This is a genomic window from Sphingomonas kaistensis, assembly GCF_036884275.1.
Classification (GTDB): Bacteria; Pseudomonadota; Alphaproteobacteria; order Sphingomonadales; family Sphingomonadaceae; genus Sphingomicrobium; species Sphingomicrobium kaistense_A.
In genome coordinates, this window is record NZ_CP145607.1 from 1058945 (window position 1) to 1083219 (window position 24275).

Genomic DNA, 24275 nt, shown 5'->3' on the forward strand with positions numbered 1-24275 from the left:
GGCAAGTAAGGTTAACGCGATTAACCACGCAGGTGATGAATTATTTGTGGATCAATGCTCCCGCCCAGCGCGGCGCAGGGCCGCGGTGATGGGCTCCAGCATATATTGCAGCGCGGTGCGGCGGCGGACCGGGATTTCGATCGTAACCGGCATGCCGGCGCGAAGCTCGAAGTCATCGCCGCGCACCTGCTTCAACAGCGCGAGCTGGTCGGGCTTCACGTCGATCGCGGCGGTGAAATAGCTTTCACCCGTTTTTTCGTCGGTGAAGCTGTCGGCCGACACGCGCGTCACCGTGCCTTCGAGCGGCGGAAGCGAGCGTTCGTGAAGCGAATCGAAGCGGACGAAGGCGGTCTGGCCCGGCATCACGTCGTCGCCGTCGTTGACCGTGAGGCGGCCCTCGACATGAAGCGCCGCGCGGTCGGGAACCACGTCCATCAGCCGCTGCCCGGCCCCGATCACCCCGCCTGGGGTGAAGACTTCGAGCCCGACCACGGTGCCGGTCGCCGGGCTGCGGATTTCGGTTCGGGCCAGCTGGTCGCGGGCGGCAGCGAGCTTGGGCACCACTTCGTTGAGAGCGGATTCGACATCGCGCAGCTCGGTCGCGCTGCGGGCGAGATAGTCGCTCTGCGCTTCGAGGCTTTGCAGCCGGGTTTCGCCCGCCTGGTCGCGGCTTTGGGCGACGGTGGCGCTGGACTGGCCGCGCTGACCGATCAATTCGGCCCGGGCGCGCTCCAGCGCACGGATACGGCTTTGCGAAACGAAGCCTTCCTCGGCCACTCCGCGCAGGCTTTCGAGCTCCTGGTCGAGCGAGCGGATCTGCTGCTCCAGCGCCGCGACCTGCTCGCTGTAGCCGCGGCCGAGGTTGCCGGCGCCCGACCGGCGCTGGGCCAGGGCCCCACGCTGGGCCTGCAGAACGGCGAGGCGGGTGCGCAGCTGAACGCCTTGCACCTGCATCGCCCGGGCGATCTCGGCGCGGTCCTGCGGATCGGTCATGGACGCAAATTCGGCAGGCATGACGATGTTTGGGCGGCCAAGCTGCTCGGACTGAAGCCGCGCGCGCTGGGCCAGCAAGGTGATCGCCTGCGAGGCAAGGGCGCGTTCCTGGGCACGAACGTCGGCAGCCGCGAGCGTCAGCAGGATCTGGCCCCGCTGCACCTTCTGGCCTTCGCGCACATGGATCGCGCCGACCACGCCGCCATCGCGGTGCTGAACCGCCTGGCGCTGGCCGTCGATCACCAGTTTGCCCGGCGCCATCGCCGCCGCATCGAGCCGTGCCACGGCGGCCCAGCCGATCAGCACCACGAAGAACAGGAACGCGATGATGTAGCCGATCCGCATGTCGGAACCGGGGTCGTCCACTCCCTTGGGCGCCTGACCGCCGCCACCTCTGCCGAAGCCGCCGAAGGAAGCGGGAAGGGCGGTGGCCTTGAGATCGAGATTCATGGCGGTCACTTAGGCAACTCCGGGCTGCGGCGTCGGCGCACTGACGGTTTTCTGGGCGTTGATCTTGCGCAGGATCTCATCGCGCGGGCCGTAGGCCGCGACACGGCCTTCCTGGATGATCAGCAACCCATCGACGATCGGCATCATGCTCATCCGGTGCGCGACCAGCAGAACGGTGGTGCCGCGCGCCTTGGCCTGATGCAGGCATTGCAGCAATTCCTGATCGCCGTCGGCATCGAGATTGGAATTGGGCTCGTCGAGGATCAGGATCGAGGGGCCACGGAACAGCGCCCGGGCAAGCGCAACGCGTTGCATCTGCCCCGCCGACAGGCCGCGGCCACCCGGGCCGAGCTGCTGGTCGTAGCCGCCCGGCAGACGCTGGATCAGTTCATGCGCGCCGGCAATCTGCGCGGCGGCAATGGCATCGGTATCGATCTGTCCGGGGTCTTCGCCCATCCGGTTGCGGAAGCGGGCGATGTTTTCCTTGATCGACCCTCTGAACAGCGCCGATTCCTGCGGCATGTAACCGACATGCTCGGCCAGGCGCTGGGGGTCCCAGTTGCGCTGATCGGCGCCGTCGAAGCGGATCACACCGTGATTGGGAATGGTCGCGCCGGCGAGCGTGCGTACGAGGGTCGACTTGCCCGCGCCGCTCGGGCCGACGATGGCGATGACCTGACCCGGCTGGACCGAGAAGTTGATGTTCTGAAGGATTGGCTGCCCGTCGTCCGACACGACGTGCAGGCCTTCAACTTCGATCCGGCCCTGCGGCCGCGGAAGCTGGGTCAGCGCGATGTCGGGCGGCGATTGGTCGAGCAGGTCGTTGAGCGAGGTCCACGCGCCGCGCGCCTGGATGATGCTCCGCCAGTTGCCGACCATCTGATCGATCGGGGCGAGCGCACGGCCGACGATGAACATCGACGCGAAGATCGCGCCGGGGCTGATCTTGCCGTCGATCGCCAGCAAGGCACCGACACCGAGCGCCAGCGATTGCAGGAATTGGCGGACGAATTTGGAGGTGGCGGTGACGCCGCTCGACGCAAGGCTGGCTTCGGTCTGCAGCCGCATCATCTGCGCGCGCTGCGCAAGATGCCCGCTGACCATCGCGTCGCGCATGCCGAGCGCGCGGACCACGTCGCCCGCCGCGACCATGGTCTCGAAGTCGGAATAAGCGAGGCCGGCGGCCTGGTTGGCTTCCTGAAGGCGGGCGCGGGTGACGTTTTCGTTACGGACCGCCAGCAGCACCACCAGCACGGCGCCGACCACGCACAGCACCCCGATCCACGGATGCAGCAGAAACGCGATCAGGATGTAGACCGGCACCCACGGCGCATCGAGCACGGCCAGGATCGCTGGCCCGGTCATCGCCTGACGCAGGGTGTCGAACTCCCGCATCGCCTGCAACGCGCCGCGCTGCCCCCGCTGGCTTGGCCGGCCGAGGGTCGATTCAAGGATCGTGTGGGCAAGCTGCGCGTCGAGCCGAACACCGGCCCGCACCAGCAGGCGCGAGCGCAGGGTGTCGAGCGCGGCCATGGTGACCAGGCCGACCAGCAGCACCAATGTCAGCATGTAGAGCGTGGTGTGCCCGCGCGTCGGCACCACCCGCTCGTAGACCTGCAGCATGTAGAGCATCGGCACGATGAAGAGCAGGTTGACCAGCGCGCTGAAAACGATGGCCGTGGTGAAGTGCCGCCGGCAGGCTTGCAGCGCGCTCCTGATCGTGTCGTTCATTCCCATTCCTAACCCTTTGGAACAGCGAGGCGTTTTTTTCCAACGCTTTCCTCGCCGCCAACCCACGCCCGATCGCTTTTCGGCGGGGATGGTTAATAGGAGCTTAGCTTCGCGACCCAAACCTAAATGTGGTTCGGAGGTGATCGAAGCCAAGAGGTGTCCCGCCCGCCACAGCGCGAGCTTGGCGCTGCAACGCAAAGACGCTCCCGTCCCGGTCGGACGAGAGCGTCAGTGCTTGCTGGAAGTGATCTCAGACGAAGATGAAGTCGCCCGAATCCAGCGGCCCGTGGTTCTGGACCAGGGCGATCAGCTCGTCCCGGCTGTCGATCTGCCCGTTGCCGTTGGTGTCGTGATAGATGCCGGTGCCCGACGCGCCCTGCAGGTTGTGGATCCAGCCCTGCAGATACTCGGCCGCGCTGCCCTTCAACTGCACCTTGTCGCCGGTGTCGAAGTCGGTGATCCGCGCATAGTCGTTGGATCCCGAGCTCTTGCTGTTGCCGTCATCGTAGAACCGGCCGCGGCTGTCGCCGAGCACGAAGACGTCGTTGCCGGCCCCGCCGGTCAGGACGTCGATCGTGCCCTTGCCGAGGCTCTTGCCCGTTAATCCGACGCCGACCAGCACATCCGCGCCGCCGCCACCGATCAGCACGTCGTTGCGGGTCGTCCCCTCAACGAGGGAGGTGCCCAACGTGACGGCGAGCACGCTCGACATCTGGCCGATGTTGCCCGCGGCGTCCTGCACCTGCGCGGTGTATTTGAAGGTCCCCGAAGTGACCGCGTCGTTGAACGACCAGCTGCCGTTCGAGACGAGCGCGGTGCCGACCTTCACGCCGTCGCGGAACACGACCACCGTTTCGTCGGCGGCGAGCGTGCCCGTGATATTGCCGGTCACCAGCGTGCTTCCGCTCGACGAGGCGGACAAGGAGGCGGTCTTGAGGCCGGTGCTGCTCGAGAGATCGGCGGCGACCACGACGACCGCCTGGTTCGGCGCAACGGTGTCGATCACCAGCGAGAAGCTGCCGGACGCCGCGCCGGCCTGGCCGAGCGAGTCCACTACCTTGACGACATAATCATGCTTGCCATCGCTCGCACCGGGATCGGTGAAGCTCCAGCTGGTATTGGTGGCTGCGGCCTGCCCGATCAGCTCGCCATCGCGATAGACCGCCAGCTTCTGCCCCGACAGCAGCGCCGCCGACAGCTGGCCCGACAGGGTCGGGGTGCCATCGTTGATAACCGCCCCATTGTCGACGGTCGCCGCCGTGCCGGTATCGTCGAGCGCCGAGGTGATCAGCGCGGTTTGGGTCGGCGGTCCGGCAGGAGCCGGGGGCGGGGTCGGCGCGGGCGGCGTGGAGGGCGCCGATCCGCTGAAGTCGAGGTAAGTATAACCCGAGCCGGCGAAACCAACATAGACCAGACCGAACTTGTCCATGTCGCCCGAAATCGTCTTGATGTGATCAAGGCTGTTCATCGGCCGCTCGCCGATCTTGGTCCAGTTCACCCCGTTGTCGGCCGAATAGAAGATGCCGTTGTTGCCGTTCACTTGGCCGACGATGTAGATCGTGGCCGGTCCGCCGGCCTTTTCCGGCGCGCCATAGCCGAATGAGGCGGCGTTGACGCCGGGGACGGCCTTCCACGTTGCGCCCCCATCGGTGGAGTGCATGAGCCCGGTGTAATAGGGATTGCTCGGATCGTTCCCGAGCGCTCCCGAGGTGAAATAGAGTGCGCCCGCCTGGCCCGGAACCGCTTCGATTTTCGCGTTCCAGTAGGACCAGTCTGCGACCTGCCCGCTGAAGACTTTACTCCAGCTCACGCCGCCGTCGGTGGTACGATAGACGCCGGTATTGGAGTCGTAGAGATAGAAGGTGTTCGGCGCTTCGCGGTCGGCGGTTATCGACGTCCGGTTAAGATAATAGAAGGCGTGAACCATGTTCCAGTCGGTGATCCCCGCGATGGAGACGTTCGACCAGGTCTTGCCGCCATCGAGCGTGTAGGCAGGAGGCTGATTGCCGGCCGCGACCCAGATAAAGTTGGTCGTGGTGCTGGCAGCGATGCTTCCGCCGACAGTCGACGTTGCCCAGCTCGGCAGTCCGGCGAACTTGTTCCAAGTCTTGCCGCCGTCGACCGAGTAACCGCTATTTTCCGTGCCCCAATAGTCCGACACACCGACCATGAAGCTCGAGTTCGACGACGCGTAATCCACCGACCAGCCCATCGAGAACGCGCCGCCGGAGTAATTCGTGGCATATTGATCGACATCGGGCATGGACACGAACGCGCGGTCCCAGGACGCGAAGAGCGGGTCCGCGCCGACCGCACCGATGATATCGTTGGCGACGAGCTGCTCGATCCCTCTGCTTTGGGAATTCCAGACGACCGGGGTGTTCCAATCAAGATTGCTGGGAAGCTGGGTGTTCCACACCCCGACACCGGCCGACTGCCACAATTTGCCCGGCGTGGTCGGATCGAACATGAACCCGCCAGTGGACATGTAGTAACCGCTATTCTCGAGCCAAGGCACATCATTGCTGGATTCGAGCCCCTTGCCCCAGTTCCAGCCGTTGCCCCAATCGGCGCCCGCCGTCTTGCTCTCGATCAGATTGCCACCATCGTCACTGACCACAAGATGCGACGAGTTGAATGGGTCAACCGCTATGCCGTGAGCGCTGCTGGCGAGAAGTTTCGTCCACGCGCCGTTGGCAAATTTCCACAGGGCTTTATCGCTATTGCCGGTCGCATAATAAGTGCCGTCGGGAGCGATGGCAGCATGGCCGATATCGGCAGGGCCACCGATCGCCGACCAGGTGAACCCACCGTCCTTGCTCTGATAAACGCCGGCGCCAGCCGTGCCGACGAAGACGGTGGTCCCCTGAATGATGATCCCGGTCATGCCGGGATCGACGGTGTTCGCACCTTGCGCGACAGCGCTGATTTTCTGCCAGTTGGCGCCGCCGTCGCGGGTCACCCACAGGCCGTCCTTCTGGCTACCGACGAAGACGATGTTCGGATTGGTCGGGTCCACGGCCATCTTCTGGCCGTCCATTCGGTTGGGGCTGTTGGGATCGAAACCCGTTCCGACAAATGACGTCTTGGTCCAGGTTTTGCCCTGGTCTGTGCTCTTATACACGGACTTATCGAAGGCCATGTAGAGGACCTGCGAATTACTGGGCGCTATGCGGATTTCGTAGACGCCGGTCTTGCCGCTGTTGAGGTCGGGCATGGAGGCGGCAGTAACGAGCTGCTGCCAGGCATTTCCATTCCAGATGTATGCACCGTACGTATCGGCGCGGGCGACCATGGTGCCGTCTTTGGCGATATCCATGCCGGTCAGCCAACCACCCGCACCGATGGCCACAGGCTTCCAAGCACTATCTCCCGGGAACGTAAGTCCCATTCAACCCTCCCAGCTATTCTTGCTCTCGGCTGCACGATCAGTCGCGTAGCCGCCTTGCCGAGCGGGAAAATTGGGCCGAATTGGTTAAGATCCCGTCTCCGAAAAAGAGCGTTCGGAGCAGCTAATCGCGTGAAGACATGATCTCATCACGCGCCGGTTTTCACAATCGAATCAAAACGTTACGTCCAAACGCCCCCGCGCCGACCGGTGTCGAGTGCAAGATCGCGCTAGAAAACTCTACAGGCGTTACAGATGTAATCGTCGAAGCGTTTATTGTTGACGACAGTTTGCAGCGGAGGATCAACCCTTCATCCCTGATTAAATACTTATGGAGGCTCCGATAATTATCGCTTTGTGAAGTTGTGCGACGTCATCTGGGTTATCTGTAGTCAGTAAAATCGACGATGCATCCCGCAACCTTCTTGACTAGGCTTCTACTGCTCGCCGGTGTGCTCGCGCCTGTATCAGCCTCGGAGCCGAAGCCAGGGTCACTGGTCGCGCTATAAGCCTCTGCTGACCGGCTTTCGCGGCAGGCCGCGCCCGCCACTCCGACCGAGGCCGTGACCAGCGAAAAAGCTTCGAACGCTCGCGTGATGCTAAGCTTGCCTAGGGCCGCGCAAACGCCGGCATCATCGATCGGGCGTGCCAATACTTGAAAGACGCCGGAGTAAGACTGGACTGCGCCAAGCCATCAGCCTACCGCCTGAGGACTATGGACATTCTCGCCCTTTCATGGACGGTGCAGCCCCCGGCGGGGATGACCCAAAGCTCCCTCAACGATGCGGGAACAAGGCTCACCCAATACCTCAGCGCGCTGCTTTTCTATCTGAGGTTGCCGCAGGTCGACCAGATCTTCGTCTTTGAGAATTCCGGTTACGATTTTACCACCCTCCGCATCCTCATCGGGCAAGTATCGGGCAAGGTGACATTCGTCTCTACCAGCCCGGATTATGACCCGACGAGGGGGAAGGGGTACGGCGAATTCCGGATGTATGACGAGGGGCTGGCGTCAGTCGAGATCGAGCCTACCGCCCGTGTCTGGAAGATCACCGGCAGGCTGATCGTCAAGAACCTTTCCGAAATCATCGCCACCGCGCCCGCCTTCGATGAGCGGCCAAGCCTTTATTGCGACCTCCGCCGCGTTCCGCTCGTCCCGTCCTCAGTCTGGGGCCACTGGATGGATACGCGGCTGTTCGCCTTCAACGTGCCATTCTACGACAAGCATTTGCGAGGGCAGTTCGGCTGCAACTACACCATCGAGGAAGGCTTCTTTGACATTGCTCATCCCCTCCTGAAAAAGAATGGAGCAATGATCGTGCCGCGCTTTCGCTGCCAGCCCATCTACGAAGGGCAGTCAGGCAACACAATGAAGTCCTATCTAAGCGGGAAGCACCTTGCGGCGCATAATGCCCGCAAGATCACTAGGCGCGTAGCCCCGGCGCTCTGGCTCTAGTTACTTGGCCAGATCAGCCGTTGCATCAGCGTGCCTTTCCCGTTTCGAGGCGCAGGCGTATTTTTGAGAATGGCATTGATCACGGCGAACACGGCCAGACCTACAAACGGTGCCGAGATCAGACCGGCCAGGAACCCTAGTGCGAACATAGTAATTTCCTTAACTGTTGCCCGAAGGTGAGCCAAGGCTTCGGTCAAGACGCTTGCTGCACTATGAACAGGTTAGTTCGTGAGGCTTTGGCTATGCGGCGGGTCCGCCAGTCGCGCCCTCTAGGCCATCGCTGGCAATGCGAAAATAGCCTACCGGAAAGTATGGATTTGCCTTGGCCTTAACCCTGGTGACAGCATCCTCATGCGAATCGAATTTGCTGGAGTTGGTGGCGTGTTCCTGTTCGGGCTTTGACGGCATTTCGACTACATAGAATGGGCCTGCATCATCCGTCACATCGCCTTACATACGTCCTGTCTGCCCTAGTATGTATTCAGAAACTTAATTTCCTGCCATCAAGCGTTTTTTAGGACGCGATCGACGTCGGCTGGCGCAATATCAAACTTCGAATGTATCATTACTGCAATGTTATCTTTTTCGGGCTCAACGATGAAGCGGCGCAGTCCCTCCGGGGTGGATAGATCATGATCCCAAGGCTGGCGCACCAGCGCCACGGTCGAAGGAGCGTGACGACTGTTCTCATAGCCCATCACTTCCCGGATATAGACCCCGTACAATATATATTCTGAGAAGGTGCGCTGCTGCCCGATCGCAATCTGCCACGGTTTGCCCGTGGCTTTTTCAACGTGCCGTTGCATCCCACGCATGTCCTCACGGGACCAGCTGATTAAATGGCCGACATGACCGCGCCGTGCTGCGCTGCCCGTCTCCAACCCGAGCAGATCTTCTGCGACCCCGGTCCACCGTTCGACCATCGCATCGGTGTAGTTCACATCCAGCAGGCCGATCTTGTTGTCGATCATCAGCATTCCGGGCTGGAAAGGGCGAACAAAAGCGACATCTGAATCGATGCAGACCAAAACCTCGTGGTCGAGCGACGAGGTGGCGGCCATCTTGAGCAATTGCTGACGGATCCACCCGCGCATCGGGAGGGTGCGCCAATGCAGCCAAAAATTCTGGCGAAGCGGAAGCCGTAACTGTCGGATCCCGATGACGTCTTCGGCGGCCAGCAGGATCGTGCGCGACGAGGCAAGATGCCGGAATGCCGCCATCTCGAAGGAATCCACAATCAGGTAATGGCGAATATCCGGCGCGAACAGGTCCAGCGAGCGGACAAGTATCTCGCATCTCTCCAGATCAGGAAGAAAGGTCGGCGTGACAAAGGCGACAGACTGCAATGCAAGCTCCTGATGACGGCCCGCTGGCCTTTTCGTGACGCCGGCGGGACAGCACGGCAATGCATCGCCGCCGACGATGCCCAGATCAGACCACCAGGTCTACCCGTACCCACCCGGCACAGTTGGTGCCGACATAGGCTCGTCCGAAGCGGTCGGGGTCGCCCGCAATACAGGTAACCCCAGCCAGCATCCGACTTGGAAATCTAGTCAGCAGCTTGGGTTCGGTAGCGAACCAGTCGATGCTGACAAAAAGGCCCTTCTGTTTCTTGACTTCGCCCCAAAAAAATAGGGCTGGGCGAGATTGACCGGGTGCGGCCTTGCTGAAGCCGAACGCTGTCACGTTACGGATCGACGGGTGGAGCTGGCTCCAGGTCTTTCCATCGTCCTTCGACCAATAGAAGCGGTCGCCCGGAAAATCGGCGTGCGGTGTGTAGACGAGTTCACCGGAGCGTCCCGGTACATACTCCAGCTGGCATTGCCAGAATTGGCGGGGGTCCATGCCAAGGAGCATCATCTCCGAAGCTGGAATGTTCGGTGCGCCAATGACGCCGGTCGCCTGCCTGGTCCAGCTCCTTCCGCCGTCACGCGTCAGCCAGAGTCCCCCGAGAGGATTAGTGTATTCGTTGTCCTTAACGGTGGTGTAGACCAGAGCGAACGTTCCCGGCCTGGTCTTGTCCGCCGAAATATTCTTTCGGGCTACGTAGAATGCATTGGCGAAATTGGTGGTGGGATTGCTCCCGTCGAGTTTGATGGGCGACCAACTGCGCCCTCCGTCGAGCGTGAATACGCCCGCCGCATTGTTCGAGGGCAGAAGCACGATGTTGGTTCGTGATCCGGCCGCAATGCAGCCGCCGTTGCCCCAGCCGCTATCGGGCGCGTTGCTGAATGCCTGCCAGGTACGACCACCATCTGCAGTGTAGCCCGGCGCGCTCTTATCGCTTGGCGCAATCACTCCGACGAGGAAGTTCGGATCTTCGGGCGCAAAATCGATCGAGGAAGCGAAAGCGACGAGATCGGTGGTGTGCTTGCCACCGGCTGTAACGGGATAGCGGAAGTCGTTGCTGAACGAAGTTAGGCTATCGACCCGCCAGAAGGACTTGTCCCAGGCCGACAGGTAGGTCTTTCCGCCTGGCACGCAAAGCACTGAGGTCGTGCACAATTCCTCGATACCGGCCGACCAGTCGGTCAAAGAGCCCCGCGACCGGTCGACGTCCGCCCTGGCGACGCCAACACCTTGCGCGATCCAGGCCCTGTTCGGTTCGCGGGGGTCGAAGCGGACCTGGGCCGGAAACAGCATTGTCAGCCCGCCCATCCACCGAATTTCGCCGCCGCCCTCGGCCCACTTCCCCATGAAGGCCTTCGAAAAAGTGGCCCCATAATCTTCCGATTGCATGGTCGCGCCATAGGGCGCGATGGCGAGCAGGCGTTCCGGGCGGGCGGGATCGACTGCAACGACGAACGCTTCCTGCTCCCCCTTGCCCGACGACCAGCCGGCCCCCGGCTTGAAGCGCCATAGAAGTCCGCCGACTGTCTCTTTGGTGAATTCGCAAACGTAAATGCTGCCGTCGGCACTGGCGACGATATTGGAGCTGTAGCGGGGGCCGCCAGAAAGGCTTTCGAATTGCCCTGCGGGGCCGGTGGTAGATCGGAACAGGCCAAGACCTGTCACAAAGACATACACCGTATCTGGCGAACCTGGGTCAAACAGCACGAGATAGAGGCCGGGCGCGCCATCCTGCGCTGCGCCAGCAGCCGGCACGGCTGCGCTGCGCCAGGTAACGCCGCTATCGGCCGTGTACCAAACCCCCTCGCCCCAGGTGCCGACGATGACTGAAGACGGAATCTTCGGGTGAACATCGATTGCCGGGTTGAACAAGCGCTGCCAGCCGGTGTTCGCCAGCATCTTCACCGGCCTCAGCGCGGTTCGCCGGATCGTTCTGCCCCCGTCCGCCGACCTCCAAATGCTGCCTTGAAAGCTCGCATAGATGACATTCTTGTCGGACGGAGCCAAGCGGATGCCCGCGACGCCTAGGCCGTCGGCTTTGTCCTTGGCGTCAGGAAGCGGATCATATTCCTTCGCTTCCATGCTGTCCGTGGTGAACAGCGGCATCCAGAACTTATCGGAGCGACGCCGGACATAGGCGTTGCCGACATCGGTCCGGCAGGCAAAAAATTCGCCGTCGGCGCTGATCTCGATCCCCGTCACGAAACCGCCAGCGCCGATCGGAACTTGCGCGAGGGAAACGGCTTTAAAGCCTGCAACCGGTCCTAATTGCAGGGGCGGCTGGGCGGGCGCAGCCGGCTGCAGATCGGCCGCATTGCCGGCGGTGAGCATGCCTTCGCCGCATCCGAACGTCGCTCCCGCCCCAGCGGCTCCGATCATTCCTTTGAGGGCCGTGCGTCGATCCACAATCAGATTCCTCGTCTCTGGGGCGGCAACCGCGTGCTGCAGGCAGCTACCATGCTAGCATTCCTTTAGAACTATCGTGCCATAAGAAGAGCATAATCAGCGAAGGGGCTCGCAAAAGCGCCTTAAATGGCTCATGCGTCGGCGACGCAGCAGCAATCAGTAGGAAGGAATAGCAGGTTGAAGTGGGCGGGGTTGGCATTCATCCTCTTCACGGCCATTGCCCTGATTGGCTGGCTGAGAACCAATCCGCGTGGGGCCAAATGGGCGTGGGGTTCGCTGACCTTGCTGCCCTTCGTACTCGATCCCCTTCACCTTATCATCGCCCCCTACGCCACTCCGATGTGGTCGGGATACGTCAAGGGCTGGGAAATCAGCCTGCTCGACGCTGTCGCGTTCGGAGTCATTTTCGGCACGCGCGGGCGATGGCCGCGAATGGCGCTCCTGTGGCCGCTGCTGGCATATCTCGGTGCGGTTTTACTCGCCGTAATGCAGGCGCGTTTTCCGTCCTACGCCCTTTCCTATCCGATACAGCTCGTCCGGATGATGCTGGTGTTTCTGGCCGTTGCCCGGGTCGCCCAGCAAGAAGATGGTGAGAAAGCGCTCCTGACGGGCCTGGTCTTGGGTATCGCGGTCCAGGCGGGTTACGCCATCTCGGATCGTGCGCATGGCATTTTCCAGACCGGCGGCTCGTTAGGCCACCAAAATCTGCTTGGGTTCGTCTCGCATCTTGCGCTCATGCCCTTGTGCGGCATGTTTCTTGCCGGCCGTTGGCCTGTTCGCGCCGCCCTCGGCATCGCCTGCGGCCTAGTCGTCGTTATTTTGACCGGTTCGCGAGCCACGATCCTACTCGGCGGCACGGGAGTGATCCTGACCTTGCTGCTGTCAATAACCTTGCGTTTCAGCGGCCAAAAGATCGCCTATGCCGTGGGCGGTCTGTTTCTCCTGGCCGCCAGTGTACCTCTTGCATATTCCACCATCGAGCGGCGTACGTCGGGTCAAATCGGCGGCGTGATGGCCAAGGACGAACAACGTGTCGCCTTCGAGAAAGCGGCACACATGATGATAAGGGAGCACCCGTTGGGGATTGGACCCAACCATTATGTCTTTGTCTCAATTACCGAGGGCTATGCCGAGCGAGGCGGCGTCAACTGGTCGTCCGCTAACCGTTCGGCGCATGTCCACCAATCTTACCTGCTGGTCACCGCGGAAACGGGTTACCTGGGGCTGCTGACCCTTATTGCCCTTCTCGCAAGTGCCTTATGGTATGCATTCAGCACCGCTTTTCGCTTTCGCAAAAACCCGGAAGCAGATGTCTTAATCGGCCTTGGCTGTGGATTGGTTGCGATCTGCCTCCATGCGCTCGTGGAATGGATGTTCGCGGTCTACGTTGTGCAATATGCTTTGGCTGGAAGCCTCGGACTGATTGTCGGATTACGAAGCCGGCTGATCGCGGGATCTAAGGACAGCCGGAAAAGTCCGAAGAGCGCACGAGTTGGTCGCCCACAACCGACATTGGCCTCGGCGATGCAATCGGCCTAGGCCATCATTGCGCACCGGACTCGCAAACGCCAACGGTCGCCAATTCACATTACGCCACGCACCGGGGCTGCATCGTCATGCAAACACATCGAAATTTGTCGAACCGCTGAAATGTCGGTCCGTCGCTCTCTAATCTGGACCTACGGCGCGCAGATCGTTTCGTTTGTCCTTATCTTTCTCTCCACCATCATCGTGGCGCGCATTGTCACGCCCCGCGACTTCGGCATCTATGGGATGGCTGTCGCTGCAACGACGATCATCAATGTCTTCATGCAGCTCGGGCTCGCCAAATATATCATGCGAGAAGAGGAAGTCAGCCGCGATCTGTTGCGGTCGCTGTTTACCGTCAACCTACTGATGACTTTGTTGTACTGCTCGATCATCCTCGCCGGTTCGGCGCTTTCTTCATACCTTTTTGGGTCGAGGGAAGTTGGTCGCTTCCTGCTCGTCTTCGCCCTTTTCCCACTCATCGCGATGTTTGAGTTCATTCCCGGGGCGCTTGCTGCGCGCGCCATGCGGTTTGGGCTGATTTCGGCGATGGCGATCGTCCGTGCAGTGGTGCTCGCCGCATCTACCGTCGGTTTCGCGCTCCTCGGCTTCGAGTATATGAGCTTCGCTTGGGCACAGGTGCTGACCTTCACCGTGACATCCATCGCTTTCAACTTCGCGATTTGGAGGCCCGACGTCTGGAAGCCGCGTCTGGTCGGAGTTCGAAAGATAGCGCATTTCGGATTCCAGATGGTTGGAATCGGCGGCATCACGCAAATCAATAACCGTGTTGGCGAGATGACGCTTGGGTCCATGCTGGGTCTGGGGGCGCTAGGACTTTACAGCCGTGCCTCGGGGCTTCCCGGGCAACTCAATGGAATTGTATTCGGCGCCGGAAGCAATGTCATCTTCAGTCGCTTGTCGGCCGATCTTCGCGAGCGCGGGGAAATCCACCAGAATTACCTCTATTTCATGCGGTTGTTGCTGGGATTGCTATGGCCGATGATGATCGGAATTGCGGTGCTCGCGCAGCCGATCATTGCCATTCTCTACGGCGCTAAGTGGCAGGCCGCTGCGATGCCTCTGAGCTTGCTGATGGTCGCCACAGCCATCGCGGCCACCGTGGGACTGACTGCGGAGGTTCACATCCTGCGCCACCGGACCAAGGAGCAGGTTCGCATCGAATTGGTTCGAGCGATCTTCGGCTATGCCGCGTTCGCGGCGGCGACCACCGTCAGCCTGACCCTCGCTGCGGCGGCCAAGGTTGCAGAAGCTGTGTTCGCCTTTCTCCTCTATCGAAAGCCGCTGATGGAACTCGTCGGAGGACCGACGGGCGCACTACGCGATACTTATGTCGAAGCTTTGGTAGCTACTCTTGCCGCAGTGTTTCCGGCTGGCGTCCTGATGCTGTGGTTCGACAATTCGCCGGACACACCGCTTCCCTACATCATCGCGGCGGTGGCGATTGGGGTGTTGTGCTGGGCCGTTCTGCTCGTCTCTCGTCGGCACCCACTTTATCTGGAGCTCTCACGCCTACTTGGGCGGCCACATGCCGCTACGCACTCAGCGACCGCCTAGGTCAACGCGCCCGTTTCGCTCAGCATCCAGCCTTAGGCGCACCCACACGCGTCACCGCGGATTGGGCTGCTCGCATGGACTGATCACTGCCGCCGGTACTGCAAACGTCCTCAGCAGCAGACGCCTTGGGCTTGCCGCTCTTGGCAGGCGCTGCCTCGCCAAGAATCAGCGAACCGCGGGCAAGGTCCGCCTCGAGCGGACTGCTATCCTGCGCCTTGACCGGCGCGGCGGGAGCGAGCGCTTCGACGCGGTCTTCCTCGACCTTTATCTCGGGCGGCAATTCGCTGGGCGCCGTGGCGTTTTCCAGTGTGTCGAGGCTTTCGGCGATCACCTCGGCGGAAGTGACCTGCACCGCCGGCTCGACCCCGGCATAACCCTGCCGGAAGGCGCCGCGCGACCCAGCCGAGCCGCGGAAATTGTAAAAGATATGGCGGCCGACCACCGCGATCTTGTCGAGGGAAGCGGCCCAGTACGGCACCACATAATCGGCGTGATAATGGGTCGCGAACCCGACCGGCGCGAAGGTCCGGCCGGCCAGCGCCTCGCTCGCGATCTGCCTCGAGCGTTGCCACAGATACGCCACCGGCGTGCGCGCCAGAGAGCCGTCGCAGGTGAAGGTGAACTGGCACCCGGTCACGCGCTGGCTGCCCTGATAGACCACGCCGCAGACGCTGTTGGGATAGCCGCCGTGACGGACCCGGTTGAGCACCACCTGCGCCACCGCGCGGCCGCCGTCGACGCCTTCGGACGCCGCTTCGTAATAAACGGCCTGGGTCATGCAGTCGATCGCGCGCAGCCGGCTGATTTCGTCCGCGCGCAGCTTGAAAGGCGGGGCGGGGGTCGCCGCGACGGCTTCGACCGGGCGCTCGGCATTGAGCTTCTGCGCTTCTTCTGGGGTGAGCGGCCGGAACAGGTCGGGTGGCGGAAGCTCGGGAAGGGCTTCGGTGCCGGCCACCGCATTGCCGCCCGCCGCCGTTTGGGCGTCGGCAGCGGCGTCGGTCGAGCCCCATCCCGGCTGGCTGCGATACAGATACAGACCGCCGATCGCAGCCGCCACCAGCAGCAGCAGGCCGAGCGCGGCGAACAGCATCGTCCGCCGGCGCTTGCCCGCCGACGGGCGGCCCGGGGCCGCGCCCGGCAGGGTGATGTGCCGCGCGCCCGTCAGGGTGATGGTCTCGATCAACGTACCGCGGCGCCCTTGCGATGGCGGGCGGCGAGCAGGAAGATGCGCGGGCCTTCGACCAGATAGCGCCGCCACATCCGCTTGGGATCGGAGGCGAGGCGGTGCATCCATTCGATGCTGAGCTTCTGCATCAGCTTGGGCGCGCGGCGGTGCCGCCCGGTGATGAAATCGAGCGAGGCCCCAATGCACAACGCCATGCCGGTCGCTTGCGGAAACGCCCGCACCGCGCCGGCGATCATTTCCTGCTGGGGCGAGCCGACGGCGATAAACGTGAAGCGGGCATGCGCCTCGGCGATGAACCGCGCCGCTTCCTCGCGCGCGACGGCGTTGCGGCGCAGCCCCATCGGCGGCTCGTAATGGAGGAGATCGAGGCCAGGATAACGACCGGCAAGATCGGCCACCATCTCGCGATCGCCGCCGACAATGGCAATTCGGTCGCCCGGCCGAATCACCTGCTCGAAAAGCTTCAGCGTCAGGTCGCTTCCTGGCACGACCGGCAGCGACAGGCCGCGGGCGCGGGCCAAGTGCGCGATGATCCGGCTGTCGCAGAGGCTAAGATCGGCTTCCTCGTAAAGATGTCCAAATTGGCATGGATCGGCACCAGTCGCCTCGACTCGTCGTTCTTGACGCTTTTATCTTCTCCGTCCTCCAAAAGCACATGGTCGCTTATGTCGAGATAGACGATGTCGCCATCGCGGCGGACGTCAGCCAGCGCGACCTGCCCGACCTCCTCCAGTCGAGCACCGGTCGTGGCAGCGATGAGAAACAGCCAGAAGATGGTGACATCGCTGATTCGCGACGGCGAGTTCCAGGACGTCGGATCAACGAAGAGGGGCCTGGTGAACAGCAGGGCTAGCTCATGATCCTCGAAGCTGCGGCGGATCTTTCTCTTCTTGGAATAACCGATGATGGTGATGCCCGCACCGTTGTTGCTCGACGTCCAGCGCTGCTGGAAGGCGTAGGTTAGCAAGGCCTGGAGGGCACCGACCCGCTTCTTCAGGGTTGCCGGCGAGCACTTGGGCGTACCGGCGCCGTGCTTTTCCACTCGAGCCCGAAAAGGGAGGGCACGATCCGCACGCGGCATGGTGCTGGGGAGCTTTGATGCTTCATCCCGATAGTCATAGAGCATATCAGCATCGATCTCGGACACAGGCACATCGCCGGCAAAGTCGATGAAGTCATTTATGGACGCCTCAAACTCGAGCGCTGTTTGCGGACGTGGCTTGTTGCCGTCCTGCCATTCATTGAACAGCTGCTTCAAGCGCAGGTTGGGGCGAAGCCGTGACCGGTTGGGCCGGTGGCGCCTCTTGGCCAAGCGGGCGCGATTGAAATCTTCGTCTGCCGGTCGCTTTTCGTCGAGCACGGCTAGCAGGGCTCGGGCGATTTCTTCGGCGGAGAAGCGATCAGCCTCAGTAACGAAGTGCCGGATCCGGTCGGCGGCCTTGAGCAGATGAGGGTGCCAGACCTTCTCGGGCTCGTGCCACCGCGACCGAATCCAATTGGTCCCGACCTGCTCGGACTCGCTTCCGTAAACGTGAGTGACGATGCTTTCGAAACGCGAGCAGTCGCCAAGTACCGCGTTCCAATCGGTGTTCACCGCCGGTCCCGTGATTGCGGAAGGGTAGATCTGCTTCGGGCTGGCCGAGAAGCGGCCGCCGACGCCCGCGTCCAGCTCCATGAGGGTAAGCAAAAACCGCTGCTGACCCGACAAGCCGCCATTTGACGGAGGGCTCTCGCACCAGCGCCTGACGACCGCGCCCGGCGTAGGCAATAGCGTTCCTTCGGCAAGCTTGCGCCTGGCGGTGGCAAGGTCAGCCTCGAACTCGGCATTCAGCCGGGCGAATGGCTCCTTCGCTGCGAGCGGGTCCTTGGTGCCGAGTGTGATCTTGCGTTCGCGCTTGCCGCCGAAGGCCGGCCAAAGCGGCTGCGGGATGGCGCGACGGAAGTAAAGCTGGCCCGTTCGGGGGTCGGCGAATGGAGTGGCCATGCTGGACTTCTTCACGATTTCTGTACCCATGTTCTGTACACATGATGGGTAAAGAGGCCGTAAATCCACCGCTTTCCGAGCCTTAGGCTCGGATGGTGACCCCTACGGGACTCGAACCCGTGTTTCAGCCGTGAAAGGGCCGCGTCCTAACCACTAGACGAAGGGGCCATCGGTGAGGCGAGGCGGTCCCTAGGTGAAGCGCGCCACCCGGTCAAGCGAGTGCGGCATCTTCAAGATGCAGTTCGGCCGCATCGCCGCCGTTCCAAGTGTCGCGATGCACCGTTCCGGCGAGCCACAGCTTGCGGTCACCCGGCATGGACAGCAACGCTTGGCCGAGCGCGGTGTCGGCGGCGCGGAAGGCGATCCACTTGAAACTGGCGCCGTCCGCGCCGCAGGCGATGCCCCGGACATGGCCGTTGCCGACCACGCCGACCCGCATCAGCCGCGCTTCGCCCGCCGCGACGCGCGGCTGCGGCCAGCCGACGCCGTAGGGCCCGGCCTGGTCGAGCGAATCACAGAGGCCCGCCCCAATCCCGCGCGGGGCGCACATGGTGTCGAGCACCAGCGCCCGGTTGGCGGTGGCCCGCGCGACATCCGCTGCCAGCCGCTTCCCAAGATACTCGCGGAACTTGGCCACCCCGCCCGGCGCCAGCGTGACGCCCGCCGCCATCGCATGGCCGCCGCCGCCGACCGCATGGCCTTCGTCCTTCGCCGCCAGTACCGCGGCGCCAAGATCGACCCCGCCGATCGATCGGCCCGAGCCCTTGCCGATCCCATCCTCGCCGACCGCGATCACGAAGGCGGGCTTGCCGAACCGTTCCTTGAGGCGCCCGGCAACGATCCCGATCACGCCGGGATGCCAGCCCTCGGCGGCAACGGTGATGACGGGGTCGCCCTCGCGCGCCGCGGCCTGCTCAATCGCCTCGTCGAGCACGCCCTGCTCGATCCCGCGCCGCTCCTCGTTCAGCCGGTCGAGTTCCTCGGCGATGGCGTGCGCTTCCTCGGGATCGGTGGTGGTGAGCAGCCGCACCCCGAGATCGGCCCGCCCGACCCGCCCACCGGCATTGATCCGCGGCCCCAGCGCAAAGCCGAGGTCGCGGCAGTTCGGCGCGCCCTTCAACCGCGCGGCCTGAGCCAGCGCCACCAGCCCGATGTTGCGGCTTGCGGCCATCACCTTCAGCCCCTGCGTTACGAACGCCCGGTTGAGGCCGTGCAGCTTTGCGACATCCGCCACCGTGCCGAGCGCAACCAGATCGAGCAATTCGATCACCTTGGGCTCGGGCCGGCCGGCGAAATAACCGTGCCCGCGCAGCGTCCGCACCACTGCCACGGCCAGCAGGAACGCCATGCCCACCGCCGCGACATGCCCGTGTCTCATCCCCGTCTCGCCCTCGTCGAGGCGATTGGGATTGACCAGCGCATGGCACAGGGGGAGCGCGGCGGCGCATTGGTGGTGGTCGACCACCACCACGTCCAGCCCGGCCTCGCGCGCGCCGGCCAGCGGCTCGAACGCCTGCGCGCCGCAATCCACCGTGACGATCAGGCTCGCCCCGCGCGCTTTCAGCGACAGCAGAGCGGGAAGGTTGGGACCATAGCCTTCGGCCTGGCGGTCGGGGATGTGGACCAGCGCCTCGGTGCCGAGCTGGCGCAGCAACAGCACGAGCAGCGCGCTGCTGGTCGCGCCGTCGACGTCATAATCGCCGAAGATGGCGACCGTCTCACCGGCCAGCACCGCCGCCGCGACGCGCTCGGCCGCCGCGTCCATGTCGCGAAACAAGCTGGGATCGGGCAGCAGGTCGCGCAGCGTGGGGTTGCGATAGCGGTCGAGCTCGGCCTCGCTCACCCCGCGGCCGAGCAGCAGCTCGTCGAGCAGCGCGGTGCCCAGCTTCTCGTCCCCCTGCGGCCGGCGCCAGCGCCAAGCCTGGCCCGACAACGACTGTGTAACTCCAAGCGCTGCGTTCATGGCTGCGCCGATAGCAGCTCCGCTCGCAGAAGACTCGCGCGATCTCGCGGTAATGCGGGGACGATTTGTCCGCCCGACTTGCCCCCGGCGACATCCACCGCAAGCGCGGCGATGCCGAACCGGCGGCTGAGGCTGCTTTCGCGCAGGGTGACGCTCTGGACGTTGCGCAAGGGGATGAGGAGGGTGCGCCGGCTCCACCAACCGCTGCGGATGAGGAGGCGGCCGTCCTCGGTCGCGAACGCCGTGTGCCGCCACTCGAACCAGCGCAGCGCGCCCAGCGCCGCGAACCCGCCAAGCGCAAGCAGCGGCGGACCGGCGAAGGCCAGCGGATCGGCATCTTGGACGGCGAGGACGATCGTCCCCACCATCGCGGCCAGTGCCATGGCCGCGGCGATCACGACCAGGAAGCTCGTCACATAAGCGCGCGCGACCGGCTGCCACGGGGTCGCCGCGCCGGGCAGGGCCAGCCCCATCCCGGCCACGATCGGCGCGATCTCCGCGTCGGTGGCGAGCGGCGCCAGCACATGATCGTCGCGGCCCTGTTCCCCCGATTTGCCGCCGCTCGCCTCACCGGCAAGGCTCAGGACCTTGAGCGCGCGCCAGCCGAAATGACTGCGCACCGGGCCGGTGACGATCAGCCCGGCCTGGATCCGCCGCGTGGGCAAGGAAACGTCGGTCTTGGTGAGCAGCCCGCGGCGGCGGCGGAAGCCGTTGCCGGTGCGGTCGAGCCGGAAGCCGAACTCGCGCAACACGGTGCGGACGAGGCCGGTGACGGTGCCGGCGATCACCAGTACCACGGCCCCCGCGATCGCGAGGCCGATGCGATGCGCAAGCAGCCAATCGCCGAGGCCACTTTGCTCGAGAATCGGGCGCCAGAACGTGCGCTCGAACGGGTTGATATTGAGCACGTCGCCAAAGGTCTGCGTCGCGCCGAACAGGCCGGCGAACAGCGCCAGGCTGAAATTGAACAGGCCAAGCGTCAGGACCCGGCGCGCATCCATCGCGAACAAGGGCGCCGCCTCTTCGTCGGCCTGGGCCACGGCAACACTGTCCGCCGCGATAGGACCCCGCGCCGCCGCCCGCATCGATCGGACATGCTCGCGCAAGGCTTCCGCGCGGTGCAGCGCAATGCCGTCGAGTACGCCTTCCTCCTGCCCCGCCGCCGAGCCCCCCGTTTCCAAGGTCACGCGGGCGATGCCGACGACGCGCTGCAGCGGGCCTTGCGCGATGGAAACATCGGCGACCCGGTCGAACGGAATGGTCCGCTGGTTGCGGCTGAGGATGCCGCTGTCGATGCGGATCGCATCATGGCCGACCCGGAAGGAGAAGCGCCGCCAGTGAATGAACATCACGATTGGCGCGATAACCAGCAGGCTGCCGACAAGGATGAAGGCAATGAGGGGCCGCCCCTGAAATGCGAAGTAACCGCCCGCCGCGATGCCGCCGATGGCATTGCGCACCGCGCGCCCGAGCCCGCTCAACAGCGCGAGCGGATGCAGCCGCTCGGGCCGCGCGTCGTCGGCGGTGAGGGGAATGCTCACCCTAGTCGAGGTCCGCCTTGATATGCGTGCGGATGGCCGCCGCCAGCTCGGCCGCGCGCGCCGGCGACAGGCCGGGCAGGGTGACGATGCTGTTGTGGGTGCCCGCGGTATGGATCGCCAGCGTGGCAGTGCCGAACATCTTGTCGAGCGGCCCGCGCGCGACATCAAGATGCTGGACGCGGACCAGCGGCACCAGGGTGTCGGTGTGGAACATCCACCCGCGCACCACCCGCAGCATGGCGGGCTCCAGCGCGTAGCCGAGGCGGGCCCAGATGCGCGGCGGGGCGAGCGCCGTCGCCAGCACCGCCAGCAGCGGCACCAGCACCAGCAGCAGCCCGCCGACCGGCGTCTCGGCCAGGACCAGCCGGTCGAGCACCACCGCGCCGATCACGAACGGCACCCAGGCAAGCAGGGTGCGGACCCGGATCACCTGGACATAGGAACGCTCGACCGGCTCGGTCCCGGCCGGCCGGCCGGCGACGTACACGGACGCCGCGTCCCCCTCGATCACCTCAGCTGTCATACGCGCATAATACAGCAGCGCGGCGTGGCTTCAAGCGTCCGCCTTGCGATGTTCGCCCGCGATCCGCCGCACGGTGCCGCTTGATGCGCGCATCACGATGCTTTCGGTGGTGATGCAATTCCTGCGGCGCTTGACGCCCTTCAGCAGCGACCCGTCAGTGACCCCGGTCGCGGCGAAGATGCAGTCGCCCTTGGCCATGTCTTCGAGTCGATAGATGCGGTCGAGATCCTCGATCCCCCAGCGCCGCGCGCGACCGCGCTCGTCGTCGTTGCGGAACAGGAGCTTGCCTTCGATCTGCCCGCCGACGCAGCGCAGCGCCGCGGCCGCCAGCACGCCTTCCGGCGCCCCGCCCGAGCCCATGTAGATATCGACCGTGGTGTCGGGGTTGGTGGTCGCGATCACGCCGGCAACGTCGCCATCGGGGATCAGCATGATGCCGCACCCGATCGAGCGCAGTTCGGCGATCACGCTGGCGTGACGCGGCCGGTCGAGGACGCAGGCGATGATCTCGTTGGGCCGGACGCCCTTGGCCTTGGCCAGCGCCTGCACGTTCTCGGTCGCCGACCGCTCGAGGCTGACGGTGCCCGGCGCATAGCCCGGCCCGATCGCCAGCTTCTCCATATAGACGTCAGGCGCATTGAGCAGGCACCCGGCTTCGGCGATCGCCAGCACCGCCAGCGCATTGGGACCGGCCTTGGCGGTGATCGTAGTGCCTTCCAAGGGATCGAGCGCGATGTCGATCTTGGGTCCCGTGCCCTGCTCGGACCCGACCTTTTCGCCGATATAGAGCATCGGCGCCTCGTCGCGCTCGCCTTCGCCGATCACCACGGTGCCGTCCATCGGCAGTTCGTTCAGCGCCGCGCGCATGGCTTCCACCGCCGCCGCATCGGCCGCCTTTTCATCGCCTCGCCCGATCAGGGTCGAGGCGGCGATGGCGGCCGCTTCGGTGACTCGCACCATCTCGAGGACAAGGACGCGGTCGAGAATATTGGATGCCTGGATCACGGGGTAGATTTCCTCCTGTTCGCTCTTGAGATCGTCCCTACCGGGGGCAGCCGGGTCCGGCAACAAAGCGGGGCGCACCCTTTTCGCGGTTTCGGCGCGTTGTCCCGTCATGAACCGCTGCGCCGCTCCCCTTCTCGTCGCCCTGTCGCTCCTCGCCGCCTGCTCGAACGACGAGCCTCCGGTGAATAATGCGGCGGCGCCTCCGCTCGAACAGATGAGCGAAGACCCGGGCGACTGGACCGCATTGAACGGCATGATCGGCCGCCGCCCGTCCGAAAGCGGGCTTATCGACAGCAGTCCGATCAGTGTGGACCTGAATGCCCGGCTCGGTTCCTCGGCCAAGGCCTTTCGCGACGCGATGATGACCGCCGGACCGCTGACGCGCCAGGGCAATCTGCTGGTGTCCAAGGGCCCCAACGCCTGGCTGGTGCTCGACCCCGAAGGCCATGCCTTCCGCGCCGGGCTGATCCGAAACGGCCGACTGGAGGAATGGCAGACCGCCGGCACCGACGTGCCCCGGCCACGCTAGCTCACTCGTCGCCCGCCGCCTCGTCCACTTCGTGAGTCAGCAGCGCCTTGCGCACCCGGATGGCACGGGCCGCGACGCGGGTTTCGATCAGGAAGATGAAGAAGCCCACCGCCACCGTCACCATCGCGCCGATGAACAACAGGGCGATGGCCTGCCCGGCATGAAGATCGACCAGCGCGGCGGCGAACAGCAGCACGACCACCGCGCACACCAGCACCGCGCTGGCGACGGTGGAGGTGATGGCGCTGCTGACCAGGCGCATCCGCCGATCCACCGTATTGATCTCGCGCACCAGCCGGTCATGCTCGGCCCCGACGCTTTCCAGCAGGCGCGGTTCGATCGCCCGGCCGCGATCGACGATCCGCGCCAGCCGCCCTGTCAGCGTGTTGAGAAACGCCCCGATCCCCGCCAGCAGGAACACCGGCGCCACCGCCTGGCCGATGATATGCGCAACCGCCGACGCGCTGTCGGGCGTGACCGGCAGGGTCATGCCTTGGCCGCTCCGGCTGAGCGGCATCTGTCAGAGCAGAACTTCACCTGATCCCAGTCCCGTTCCCATTTCTTGCGCCATGTGAACGGCAGTCCGCACGACGCGCAAAGCTTGCTCGGCAGATCGGCCTTTTTGCGCATCTTGGGCATCGCGCCTTCCTGACGCTGGCCGGTGA

At 64.0% G+C, this 24275-nt stretch carries 19 protein-coding genes and 1 tRNA gene; 4 read left to right on the plus strand and 16 right to left on the minus strand.

Features of this window, described 5'->3' with window-relative positions:
• Positions 1-51 precede the first annotated feature (51 nt).
• The 3 genes from V6R86_RS05090 to V6R86_RS05100 all read right to left on the minus strand — a co-directional run bounded on the left by V6R86_RS05090 (position 52) and on the right by V6R86_RS05100 (position 6526).
• Entirely contained in the window at positions 52-1443 is a 1392-nt protein-coding gene (locus V6R86_RS05090) for an HlyD family type I secretion periplasmic adaptor subunit (protein WP_338505413.1), read from the minus strand.
• A 9-nt stretch (positions 1444-1452) separates the two neighbouring features.
• Complete coding sequence (locus tag V6R86_RS05095; protein WP_338502687.1) at positions 1453-3174, minus strand: type I secretion system permease/ATPase; 1722 nt, start codon at positions 3172-3174, stop codon at positions 1453-1455.
• Between the two features lie 250 nt (positions 3175-3424).
• The gene (locus tag V6R86_RS05100; RefSeq protein WP_338502688.1) at positions 3425-6526 is read right to left on the minus strand and encodes an Ig-like domain-containing protein; all 3102 of its coding nucleotides are present in this window, start codon (positions 6524-6526) and stop codon (positions 3425-3427) included.
• 751 nt (positions 6527-7277) lie between these two features.
• On the opposite strand from V6R86_RS05100, the gene V6R86_RS05105 reads away from it, so the two are divergent.
• Positions 7278-8018 carry a hypothetical protein gene (locus tag V6R86_RS05105; RefSeq protein WP_338502689.1) on the plus strand — a complete coding sequence of 247 codons (741 nt, stop codon included), beginning with the start codon at positions 7278-7280 and terminating at the stop codon, positions 8016-8018.
• On the opposite strand, the gene V6R86_RS05110 is transcribed toward V6R86_RS05105, so the two are convergent.
• The 3 genes from V6R86_RS05110 to V6R86_RS05120 all read right to left on the minus strand — a co-directional run bounded on the left by V6R86_RS05110 (position 8015) and on the right by V6R86_RS05120 (position 11774).
• Positions 8015-8215, minus strand: coding sequence for a hypothetical protein (locus tag V6R86_RS05110; protein WP_338502690.1), 201 nt, complete (start codon positions 8213-8215; stop codon positions 8015-8017). The two genes, V6R86_RS05105 and V6R86_RS05110, sit on opposite strands and share 4 nt — an antisense overlap.
• A 306-nt stretch (positions 8216-8521) precedes the next feature.
• Positions 8522-9364: a DUF6492 family protein gene (locus tag V6R86_RS05115; RefSeq protein ID WP_338502691.1), complete on the minus strand. Its 843-nt coding sequence runs from the start codon at positions 9362-9364 to the stop codon at positions 8522-8524.
• Positions 9365-9449: 85 nt separating this feature from the next.
• Positions 9450-11774 (minus strand): hypothetical protein, encoded by a 2325-nt coding sequence (locus V6R86_RS05120; protein ID WP_338502692.1) that lies wholly within the window; start codon positions 11772-11774, stop codon positions 9450-9452.
• Positions 11775-11951: 177 nt separating this feature from the next.
• Here V6R86_RS05120 and V6R86_RS05125 point away from each other — a divergent pair, with 177 nt between their 5' ends.
• The gene (locus V6R86_RS05125) at positions 11952-13313 is read left to right on the plus strand and encodes an O-antigen ligase family protein (protein WP_338502693.1); all 1362 of its coding nucleotides are present in this window, start codon (positions 11952-11954) and stop codon (positions 13311-13313) included.
• Between the two features lie 111 nt (positions 13314-13424).
• Positions 13425-14879, plus strand: a complete 1455-nt coding sequence (locus tag V6R86_RS05130) for an oligosaccharide flippase family protein (protein ID WP_338502694.1) — start codon at positions 13425-13427, stop codon at positions 14877-14879.
• A 19-nt stretch (positions 14880-14898) separates the two neighbouring features.
• Here V6R86_RS05130 and V6R86_RS05135 read toward each other — a convergent pair whose 3' ends face one another.
• The 8 genes from V6R86_RS05135 to glpX all read right to left on the minus strand — a co-directional run bounded on the left by V6R86_RS05135 (position 14899) and on the right by glpX (position 23081).
• Positions 14899-16062 carry a cell wall hydrolase gene (locus V6R86_RS05135; RefSeq protein WP_338502695.1) on the minus strand — a complete coding sequence of 388 codons (1164 nt, stop codon included), beginning with the start codon at positions 16060-16062 and terminating at the stop codon, positions 14899-14901.
• Complete coding sequence (locus V6R86_RS05140) at positions 16059-16586, minus strand: WecB/TagA/CpsF family glycosyltransferase (RefSeq protein ID WP_338502696.1); 528 nt, start codon at positions 16584-16586, stop codon at positions 16059-16061. Before V6R86_RS05140 ends, V6R86_RS05135 begins: the two co-directional genes overlap by 4 nt.
• Entirely contained in the window at positions 16535-18064 is a 1530-nt protein-coding gene (locus tag V6R86_RS05145) for a DUF6538 domain-containing protein (protein ID WP_338502697.1), read from the minus strand. The genes V6R86_RS05140 and V6R86_RS05145 overlap by 52 nt, the downstream gene beginning before the upstream one ends.
• 78 nt (positions 18065-18142) lie before the next feature.
• Positions 18143-18217, minus strand: a tRNA-Glu gene (locus V6R86_RS05150).
• 43 nt (positions 18218-18260) lie between these two features.
• Positions 18261-20012, minus strand: coding sequence for a single-stranded-DNA-specific exonuclease RecJ (gene recJ / locus V6R86_RS05155; RefSeq protein WP_338502698.1), 1752 nt, complete (start codon positions 20010-20012; stop codon positions 18261-18263).
• On the minus strand, positions 20009-21553 hold the full coding sequence (locus tag V6R86_RS05160; protein WP_338502699.1) for a PH domain-containing protein: 1545 nt from the start codon (positions 21551-21553) through the stop codon (positions 20009-20011). Before V6R86_RS05160 ends, recJ begins: the two co-directional genes overlap by 4 nt.
• A 1-nt stretch (position 21554) precedes the next feature.
• A complete protein-coding gene (locus V6R86_RS05165) occupies positions 21555-22064 on the minus strand; it encodes a PH domain-containing protein (protein ID WP_338502700.1) in 510 nt (169 codons plus the stop codon).
• A 42-nt stretch (positions 22065-22106) separates the two neighbouring features.
• A complete protein-coding gene (gene glpX / locus V6R86_RS05170) occupies positions 22107-23081 on the minus strand; it encodes a class II fructose-bisphosphatase (protein WP_338502701.1) in 975 nt (324 codons plus the stop codon).
• A gap of 109 nt (positions 23082-23190) precedes the next feature.
• Between glpX and V6R86_RS05175 the strand changes: the two genes are divergently transcribed.
• A complete protein-coding gene (locus V6R86_RS05175; RefSeq protein ID WP_338502702.1) occupies positions 23191-23610 on the plus strand; it encodes a hypothetical protein in 420 nt (139 codons plus the stop codon).
• 1 nt (position 23611) lies between these two features.
• Here the strand turns inward: V6R86_RS05175 and V6R86_RS05180 are convergent, their stop codons facing one another.
• Together V6R86_RS05180 and V6R86_RS05185 are read right to left on the minus strand one after the other, a co-directional pair.
• The gene (locus tag V6R86_RS05180) at positions 23612-24100 is read right to left on the minus strand and encodes a DUF2721 domain-containing protein (protein ID WP_338502703.1); all 489 of its coding nucleotides are present in this window, start codon (positions 24098-24100) and stop codon (positions 23612-23614) included.
• A complete protein-coding gene (locus V6R86_RS05185) occupies positions 24097-24249 on the minus strand; it encodes a DUF2256 domain-containing protein (RefSeq protein ID WP_338502704.1) in 153 nt (50 codons plus the stop codon). Before V6R86_RS05185 ends, V6R86_RS05180 begins: the two co-directional genes overlap by 4 nt.
• Between the last annotated feature and the right edge of the window lie 26 nt (positions 24250-24275).

Excerpts from the sequence above, each read along its gene's own strand:
- V6R86_RS05090 (WP_338505413.1), bottom strand. The coding sequence starts at position 1,443 with ATGAATCTCGATCTCAAGGCCACCGCCCTTCCCGCTTCCTTCGGCGGC.
- V6R86_RS05095 (WP_338502687.1), bottom strand. The coding sequence starts at position 3,174 with ATGAACGACACGATCAGGAGCGCGCTGCAAGCCTGCCGGCGGCACTTC.
- V6R86_RS05105 (WP_338502689.1), top strand. The coding sequence starts at position 7,278 with ATGGACATTCTCGCCCTTTCATGGACGGTGCAGCCCCCGGCGGGGATG.
- V6R86_RS05130 (WP_338502694.1), top strand. The coding sequence starts at position 13,425 with ATGTCGGTCCGTCGCTCTCTAATCTGGACCTACGGCGCGCAGATCGTT.
- recJ (WP_338502698.1), bottom strand. The coding sequence starts at position 20,012 with ATGAACGCAGCGCTTGGAGTTACACAGTCGTTGTCGGGCCAGGCTTGG.
- V6R86_RS05175 (WP_338502702.1), top strand. The coding sequence starts at position 23,191 with ATGAACCGCTGCGCCGCTCCCCTTCTCGTCGCCCTGTCGCTCCTCGCC.
- V6R86_RS05180 (WP_338502703.1), bottom strand. The coding sequence starts at position 24,100 with ATGACCCTGCCGGTCACGCCCGACAGCGCGTCGGCGGTTGCGCATATC.
- V6R86_RS05185 (WP_338502704.1), bottom strand. The coding sequence starts at position 24,249 with ATGCCCAAGATGCGCAAAAAGGCCGATCTGCCGAGCAAGCTTTGCGCG.